General features: G+C 42.9%; 6 protein-coding genes, 1 tRNA gene and 1 pseudogene. 1 reads left to right on the plus strand and 7 read right to left on the minus strand.

Translation table 11 applies throughout. From position 1 onward, the window contains the following. Window positions 1-36 precede the first annotated feature (36 nt). The 5 genes from F6K52_RS07915 to F6K52_RS07935 all read right to left on the minus strand — a co-directional run bounded on the left by F6K52_RS07915 (window position 37) and on the right by F6K52_RS07935 (window position 5,403). The gene (locus F6K52_RS07915; RefSeq protein WP_293076137.1) at window positions 37-603 is read right to left on the minus strand and encodes a Uma2 family endonuclease; all 567 of its coding nucleotides are present in this window, start codon (window positions 601-603) and stop codon (window positions 37-39) included. Between the two features lie 26 nt (window positions 604-629). Next, entirely contained in the window at window positions 630-3,164 is a 2,535-nt protein-coding gene (locus tag F6K52_RS07920; RefSeq protein ID WP_293076138.1) for a sigma 54-interacting transcriptional regulator, read from the minus strand. A gap of 205 nt (window positions 3,165-3,369) precedes the next feature. Further along, window positions 3,370-3,442: transfer RNA gene (locus tag F6K52_RS07925), tRNA-Arg, on the minus strand. Window positions 3,443-3,582: 140 nt separating this feature from the next. After that, window positions 3,583-4,872: a M23 family metallopeptidase gene (locus F6K52_RS07930; protein ID WP_293076140.1), complete on the minus strand. Its 1,290-nt coding sequence runs from the start codon at window positions 4,870-4,872 to the stop codon at window positions 3,583-3,585. Window positions 4,873-5,274: 402 nt separating this feature from the next. Continuing rightward, window positions 5,275-5,403 (minus strand): hypothetical protein, encoded by a 129-nt coding sequence (locus tag F6K52_RS07935; protein WP_293076142.1) that lies wholly within the window; start codon window positions 5,401-5,403, stop codon window positions 5,275-5,277. Window positions 5,404-5,755: 352 nt separating this feature from the next. Between F6K52_RS07935 and F6K52_RS07940 the strand changes: the two genes are divergently transcribed. Then, a complete protein-coding gene (locus F6K52_RS07940) occupies window positions 5,756-6,019 on the plus strand; it encodes a hypothetical protein (RefSeq protein ID WP_293076144.1) in 264 nt (87 codons plus the stop codon). A 576-nt stretch (window positions 6,020-6,595) separates the two neighbouring features. Here F6K52_RS07940 and trmFO read toward each other — a convergent pair. Beyond that, window positions 6,596-7,960, minus strand: a complete 1,365-nt coding sequence (gene trmFO / locus F6K52_RS07945) for an FADH(2)-oxidizing methylenetetrahydrofolate--tRNA-(uracil(54)-C(5))-methyltransferase TrmFO (protein ID WP_293076146.1) — start codon at window positions 7,958-7,960, stop codon at window positions 6,596-6,598. A 228-nt stretch (window positions 7,961-8,188) separates the two neighbouring features. Next, a pseudogene (locus F6K52_RS07950) lies at window positions 8,189-8,392 on the minus strand (site-2 protease family protein); the annotation flags it as partial.

The following is an 8,392-nucleotide window of genomic DNA, read 5'->3' on the forward strand; positions in this document are numbered from 1 at the left end:
GGCTTGACACCAATTGGCATAACAGAAAGGAAAACCTCAACCCTTATGAGGTAACCTCGCTTTCCCAAACACTTGCTCCGGAGTAAGTTCCAACCCTTCAAAAAGCGAATCAGTGATCAGGGCTGCTTTGGTATAAGTCCGTGGTGGCGCATCTGGATAAAAAATTGTGATACTTCTCGCCTGAGGATCAACAACCCAAACTCGCAACACTCCCGCTTCTAAATAATCGGTTGCTTTCTCGGCTAATTGCCCAAAAGTTTGTCCCGGTGAGATAATTTCAATGGCTAACTCTGGGGGTACTGGACAAGCCTCATCTTCTATAACTTCTGAGGGCAGACGCTGAACAGAAATGTAGCTTAAATCAGGCACAGGTACCCAGTCTTGACCATGACGTTGCAAGGCTATTGCCCACTCTGGATTGACTTCACCCTTTTCCTGACACCACTGATCCAAAAGTGTATATAAAGCACCAGTTACCCTAGCATGAAAACGTTTAGGAGACATTTTCGGTACTGCAACCCCCTCAACTAATTCATAGGTTACATCGGTCAAAGGCATTGCCAGAAATTCTTCCAGGGTCAGTCTAGTTTTGAGTTTTTGCATTTTTATAAAACCACGATATCATTATATCAAAACCCCACAATAATCCACCACAAACTAATCCCTAAAACTAGGGTACTCACATGGTGTGGTAATAACAAACTAAACGGTTGACGCCCTATCTTCTGGGTCAAAAACAGGGATAAAAGTACTCCAGCAATTAACGTAGTTCCCTGCAAGAAAGTAATTACTGCTGGATGGGCGACCAACACAGGTAATCCTTCACCACTCAATCCAAACGTAGCAAACATTACCGGTAAAATCCTTCCCCCTTCTCCTAAACCAAGCCGCCAATAATGAGCCAAATTACCAGCTAATACTAATGGTAAATATCCATAAGCTAATTTAACAAACGAACTCGGCTTACGAATTTCTTTTACCTGATATAATCCTACCATCATTCCTTGAGCCAATAGTGGCACAATTGCTGGTAAACTCAACACTGTTACCGAGAGCAAACCATGAGTCCAAAACTGACTCAAATCCCACCCTAACCCCAGGTTTTCTTGTAACTCTGGTAAACGGTGCAAAAACACTGCTCCTAACAATAAGAATAACAAGGCTACTTCATAACTGCGAGACACATGGGTAGTCCACAATTCAATGCCTGGAGGACGTAAATTCACCTCTACTGAACGATGGGGACAGGCTTTCAAACAGGTCATGCACAACACACAATCCCGGTTATCTTCCAATTGTGCTGGGTGAGAGTACAAAGGACAACCATCGGTTTCCATTCCCTCCCCTTTTTCGGGTCCACCTTTATAACATTGATAGGTACTACATTCCGCTGAACATATCCCTTGTTGTGCTCGTAATTCCGTTATCGCTAGTTTAGCGAACATGCCATTCATGCCGCCAATGGGACATAAATAGCGGCACCAGAAGCGTCGCTCAAAAATTGCGGAACATATCATCGCACCCGCTGTAATTAATAACAGCAGACAAGCGGAAAGATAAGCAGTATTTTCCAAATCCCACAGTTCTTCCCACAATAAAATCAGGAAGAATAAGCCAAACAAAAACCATCCTCCCCAGGTTTGAGCCTGTTCTCGGGGCCAACGTTTTAACTTACGGGGAAATAGCCACAGGGATAATTTCTGAGTAACTTCTCCATAAATCATGAATGGACAAACTGCACACCATAACCTACCCACAAAGGGAAAACTAATTAATACTAAGGGCCACCACCACGCCCAGAATAAATTAAGCGCAAAGTTTTCTTGACGATTCTGGGGTCCGATAAATAAAATAGCAACAATAATCGCAAAAGCAGTTAAGGTAAAGCCATAATTAATCCGGTCTGGCCACCAAGGGCTGCGGAGAAAGCGACGTAAACCCGGATAAGCATTTAAGAGATTGAGACGAAATTTCTTTTTCTTACTTTGGGAGGGCCAGATAATTTCTTCAGTTAGTTCTGAACATCCTTCTAGCTGCACAATGGCTCGTTCAACTAAATTGAATAATTCCCTGAGATTATTGGGAAAATCATAAGCCTGTAATCGCCGTAATGCTTCGGGAGTTATCCGGTTTTTATTAATACATTTAGCACGAGAGATGATACTAATATAGTAGTTGACTATGTCACCAATGTCGGCTTTTCGTACCCGTAATGGTGGCACTTTAATCAATTGTCCTGCCACTGAATCAATCTCTGGCAGTTTTCTCTCGGCAATCATGATAATCCGAGCCTGACTGGTAAAGACTTTGGCTGTAACATCTCTACTGTTTTGGGAACGGCTGACTGGAGTATAGGTATTGCTTCTAAGTAAATTAGCGATTGGTGTAATCAGTTCTGGAGCAAGTTCTTGAATATTATTTAATAGTAAAGTGCCTTGACCTAAGGCTTCAATTAAGCCAGGTTTTCCTCCCGCACGACCAAATAATTCTGCTCCACTGGCTTGTAATTTAGAGCAATCGATTTTAATCATGGCTTGTCGCCGATAGGGAGAACTAAAATGAATCAAGGCTGCTATGTTATCTTTTTCCAGTCCAGGCTCTCCGAAGATTATCACCGATTCGCGGTTTTCCGCTGCTTGTTTAACTTGCGATCGCAATCGCACCCCATAGCGACTTTTCCCAATAATCCCCCGTTTGGCTTTACTAACCAGATACGGTCGTAAGATAGTTTGACGCTCTTGTTCATAGGCTAGCTGAGCGGATAACTCTTCTACTTCTTCAGCCAGTTGTTGGGAGAAAGCTTGGGTAATTTCTGGATAGTGTTCCACGAGTGCCCGAAATTCGGAAGCACTGACAAACCAAAACTGACATTCGTTGAGGGTAATTAAGGTTTGCTCAACAGGTTTGTTCAATAATATAGCTTCTAAATTAATCACTGCCCCAGGGAGTAAACCCACAGCTTGCCAATCCTCAGGATTGCTTTCGATCCGACCTGAGCGGAGAATATATAATCCTGTAGGAGGGGTATTGGCTAGCACTAAGGTTTGGTTTGCTGGCAAAATCCGCTCTTCCAGCTTAGGTGCTAGATTCTGTAACACCTCCTGAGTCAACATACTTAGAGCAGTTCGTTGTTTTAGCCACGTCACTAAGTCTGAAAGGTTCATGATTGGCTCTAGGATAGACAGTGATGGGAAGTTCAGTTAATCAAAATATTATTATGGTTAGGGAAATTTTGTTAATTATTACTTGTTAACTGAATAGTAATAAGTAAATCTGCAACTTTCACGGCAGTTAAGCTCTGGTCGTGCCTAACGCCAGAGCTCTCCTTTCATAGAATACAAGTAGGATTGCTATATCAAGTTATCAAAACGAGCACGGAGGGATTTGAACCCCCGACACCCAGAACCGGAATCTGGTGCTCTATCCACTGAGCTACGCGCCCTTATGCTTGAGTGACTATATCAAGGGTTACTCTATTTGATTAGCTTTGATAATAGCACACTATCGCAATTACTTATTATACACTACTTGAGCACCGAAAAGTGTAAACCGTTTTAAATCTGTCCTAGCAAGTGCCATCGGCTACAGATAACTGCTGGGATCGACAGGTTCACCGTTCTTACGAACCTCAAAATGGAGGTGGGGACCGGTAGAGAAACCCGTAGACCCAACGGTTGCGATCGCATTTCCTCGTTTGACCGATTCTCCCTTACTCACCAAGAGTCTACTGGCATGACCATAGAGGGTAGCAATACTGTCGCCATGGTCAATAATTACTGTATTGCCATAACCACCATACCAACCAGCAAAAATTACTGTACCGCTATCTGCTGCTCGAATAGTACTGCCATAACTAGCCCCAAAGTCAATCCCAGAATGGAATCGAGATGTACCTAGAATGGGGTGACGTCGCCAACCAAAACTGCTGGTAATGGAGCCATTACTGGGATAAAGCAGCTGACCAGTATTAAAAACAAAAGTTTTGCGAAGCCTTGCCTTCCTAGCTGCCGCAATCTTATTTTGACGGGCAATCTCTCGTTGAATCAAGATCACAAGATTTTTAGAATCTTCTGCTAACTGAGCTTGGGATGCTTCTAAAGCTTCTCGGTTAGAGTTAAGTCGCTCAATCAGTTGTTGCTGTGTCTTGAGCTGAGCTTGAAACTGCTTCTTTTTGGCTAGGAGTTGCTGTTTAAGTAGGGAAACTCGGTTTTTCTGAGCCTCTATCTCGGTTTTGCGTTGGTTAATGCTGTCAGCTTCAGCTTTTAAACTAGTTAAAATTTGCTGGTCCGTTTGATAAACTAACTTCAATCGGCGGCGTTGAGCCAGAAATTCGTTGATATCTTGACTCTTGAGCAGGATATTCGACCCAACTTCAGCAGTGGGCTGGCGCTGTAGAAAACGCAGTCGAGCAATGATTCCAGCCCGTTTTTCATAATAGCTACTCTCGGCAATTGCTAAATCCTGCTGCAACTGGTCTAGACGCTGGTTAGCCAGTTGGATTTGCCCATTGTAATCCTGGTTAGCGGTATCAGTGGACTTGAGATTAAGCTCAATCACACCCAGCTTCTTCTGGGCAGATTGCTCCACATTAGATATGCGATCGCTTTCGTTAATAATAGTAGACCGCTGTTTCTCAATATGTTGCTGTATCTGTTGCAGGGTATCTACTGCTCCTGGGTTTACTGCTCCTGGCTTGACTGCTTCTGGGTTAGATGAGGGAGAAGTACTCCCTGGAATTGTGAGGATTAGCAGCCAAAGCACACAGCCTAAACAAACTCTCCCTATCCCGTGTAAGCCATACCAATCCTTAACCTTACCAAAGGCGTTGAGGTTTTTGGTATAGGTTCCCCTGTGCCGAATTTCCTTAACCACAGACTATCTCAGTATGGTGAACAATCATCGAAAAAATTCCCGAATACAGCTGTCAACGGTTGTAGATCAGTTCTAGATAAATTGATGCTGACGAAATTTAAACACTACTTGGATATTATCTACTACTACCCGATAGTTAACAATGAGGTAAAAGCATTAGTGTTGTCATTATCGGTACTGGTGTTTACTCTTTAGGTCTCTAAGGTATTTGAGCTGGGAAATCATACACCAAAGTAAACACCACAAACCCTAGCAACAACCTCAGCACAAACCTCAGTCCTTTAGTCTATTTAAGTAAGGGAAATCAAGTATACAGCGGGTTTAAATTCCGTTAAGTACAGTATATATATCGTTTTTTTTGGGCGATGACAACAGGGAAACGAAGACTTTATCGTTCTGTTTTCAAGTCCCCTTTACCCGTTCCCTGTCTTGATGCAGTCGCTCATGGTTTTGGGTCTGTGTGCGGAACCTGCGTCCGCACCTGTCTTGATGCAGTCGCTCATGGGGGAAACCCCCAAGACCGCGCTGCATCGCTCTCCAGCCCCGTGGAAACCCCCGCGTGAAGGCGCTGCATCGCTAACTGTAAGCACTTTGGGGGAATTGAGCCCTTTTTTCAGTCAAAATGTTACTTTAGCCTAATTTTCGGTAACTCTGTAAAGGTAGCTCATTTTAAATTCGGTTAACTTTTCCTTGTAACCCTGATCGGGTAGTTGGTAATTCGTAATTGGAAATTAGTAGTTGACGATTCCCCATTTACCATTACCAAACATCAAGGTAATAGTTGACAAACCAGTAATTAACCGGATTTTAACTCATGATATTTTTCAGTCAATCAGACCGACTGAAAATTTTTAATTAACCAATATTAGGATGAAATTTCGTTATGACGGTACTAGCAGGATTTTACGTTTCTGGCGCTCTCTACTTTTTCTCGATCTGGTTTCAAGCTTTCCAGAAAGACACTAATTTATCTGCTGAGCAAATCCGCTTGTCTTGGATAGTGTTGACGATAGCAACCGTTTTTTGGCCAATTGTTGCCCCGATTGCTAATCTGGAGAAGAGTTCTAGAACAAAAGATACTTTAGTTAATCAACCTGAGGTTGATGCTAATAAAACCGAGATTTCACCTGAGCTATCCCGAACTTAATTGGTAAATGTTAATTGAATAATACTGATATTATTTCCGGGAATATCAGTATTGTATAGCGCTACGCGCAAGGCAATAGGCATGCTAGCAATAGGCAATAGTTTACTATAAAAGCAGCAAAAGCTTTTATAAATGTCAAACACCTTAATCGGTAGTCTTATAAAACTTGGGTAATGGTAAATGGGTAACTATGATTACTCCCAAGCCATTACCCATTTTAATATATTGCACTTTCACTTAAAAGCTCTAAAATTTAGCTCACGGGGTGACAACAAAGCTCAAACCTAGATAGGTGTTAGGTATTAGGTTAATGGTTTTAGGTATTGGGGAAAATGAGCGCGACTCGTGTTGTTGTATTTACCAGCAGTTGAAGCAATTTTCACCAATCCAACGTCAATGATAGTTTTAATCAATCCATACCCGCACGGACATTGTTCACGCTTCACCTAACCCCTAAAACCTAACACCTGTATGACTTTCAATTGCCTTGTCACCCCGTGAAAAAAATTAGGCATATAGAGTCAGGAGCTTATAGTCAGAATAATTCAAAGTTATGTTGTTGGAAGATAATAATTTTTATGCTGCAGATACTCTCAGCCTACTCAAGCAATCATTAAGATCTGCCAAAGCGCGATCGCGATATGCTCCATACCGTTCTCGCTTATTCTTTATCCGCACTGGTAATTCGGGTAAAATGCCAAAATTTGGTGGCATAGGCTGAAAATGCTTAGGTGATGCGGAACTGATAAAGTCAAACAAGGCTCCCATCATCGTAGTGGGTGGCATGGTTACCAGTTCCAATCCCAATACTAATCGCGCCGCATTGGTACCAGCCAGCCACCCTCCTGCAGCAGCTGCTGTATAACTTTCTGTTCCTACCAATTGACCAGCTGCCAACAAAGTAGACCGTTTTTTGAACTGTAGGGTTGGTTCCAATAACTCAGGAGCATTGAGAAAGGTGTTGCGATGCATCACTCCCATGCGCACAAACTCTGCTTCTTCCAAACCTGGAATTAGTCGAAAGACCCGTTTCTGCTCACCCCAGCGCAAATTAGTTTGGAATCCCACCATATTCCACAGCTGACCTGTTTTATCTTCCTGTCGCAGCTGTACCACAGCATAAGGACGCTGATGCTGATTTTCTGGGGCGCGGAAGTCTCCCTTACGGGCATCAAACAGTCCCACTGGCTTCAGAGGACCGTAGCGCATAGTATCTTCCCCCCGACGAGCCATCTCCTCAATCGGTAAGCACCCTTCAAAAAATTTAGCAGTTTCTTGCTCAAAGTCTTTCAATTCTGCCTTTTGGGCTGCACACAGTTCTTCCCAGAAGTGAAGATATTGCTCCCGATTCATGGGACAATTAAGATAAGCCGCTTCTCCTTTGTCATACCGGGATGCCATAAAGGCAATATCACGATTGATGGATTCCCCCACTACAATCGGTGATGCGGCATCAAAAAAACTAAAGTATTCTAAACCAGTGAACTGTTGCAGGTCTTGGGCTAAAGCAGGACTAGTCAACGGACCGGTTGTCAGTACCACCACCCCTGTGGTAGGAATTTGCGGAACTTCCTCCCGCTGCAACTCGATCAGGGGATGACTAGCTAAGGTTTCCGTCAATTCCCGACTAAATACTGCTCGGTCTACAGCTAAGGCACCCCCAGCTGGAACAGCATGTTGATCAGCTTTGCCAATAATAATTGAATCAAGGCGTCTCAATTCTTCGTGCAACAAACCCGCAGCGCGATCGCTTGACTTAGCACCAAAAGAATTGCTACATACTAATTCTGCCAATTCGACCGTATGGTGAGCCGGGGATAGTCGCACTGGTCGCATTTCGTGCAACACCACTGGTACTCCAGCCTGAGCAATTTGCCAAGCGGCTTCTGTACCCGCTAGTCCACCACCGATAACATTTACTTGTTGTTTGTCATTAGTCATTATATAGCAAAGGGAACTTCGGAACAGGGAATAGGGAATAGGGAATAGGGAGTAGGGAGTAGGGAGTAGGGAGTAGGATAAAAATCCTGTCTACCTCATTACTATTCAAACCACTTTATTCAATTGTTAATTGTTAATTTTTAACTTTTAATATCAAATTTCAAATTAACAATTTTATAGTCTTAGTTTTCACTCCTCAATTTTAATTTGTAACGGGGCATTATCTGACTAAATAGTTAACAACTTAGTGATTGTTCCTGGTACTGGCAAAATAATAATGACTAAAATCAACAAGGCGATAATTCCGCACAAATCTCGCCAGTTGTCAAGTTCTGAAACATCATTAAGGGCTGGTTCATCTGCCACTGGCATGAATAAAAGAATAATTGCCCACAGGAGTAATTCTGGCTGAATCAATACTAGCAGCATCAT

Source organism: Moorena sp. SIO3H5 (assembly GCF_010692395.1).
Classification (GTDB): domain Bacteria; phylum Cyanobacteriota; class Cyanobacteriia; order Cyanobacteriales; family Coleofasciculaceae; genus Moorena.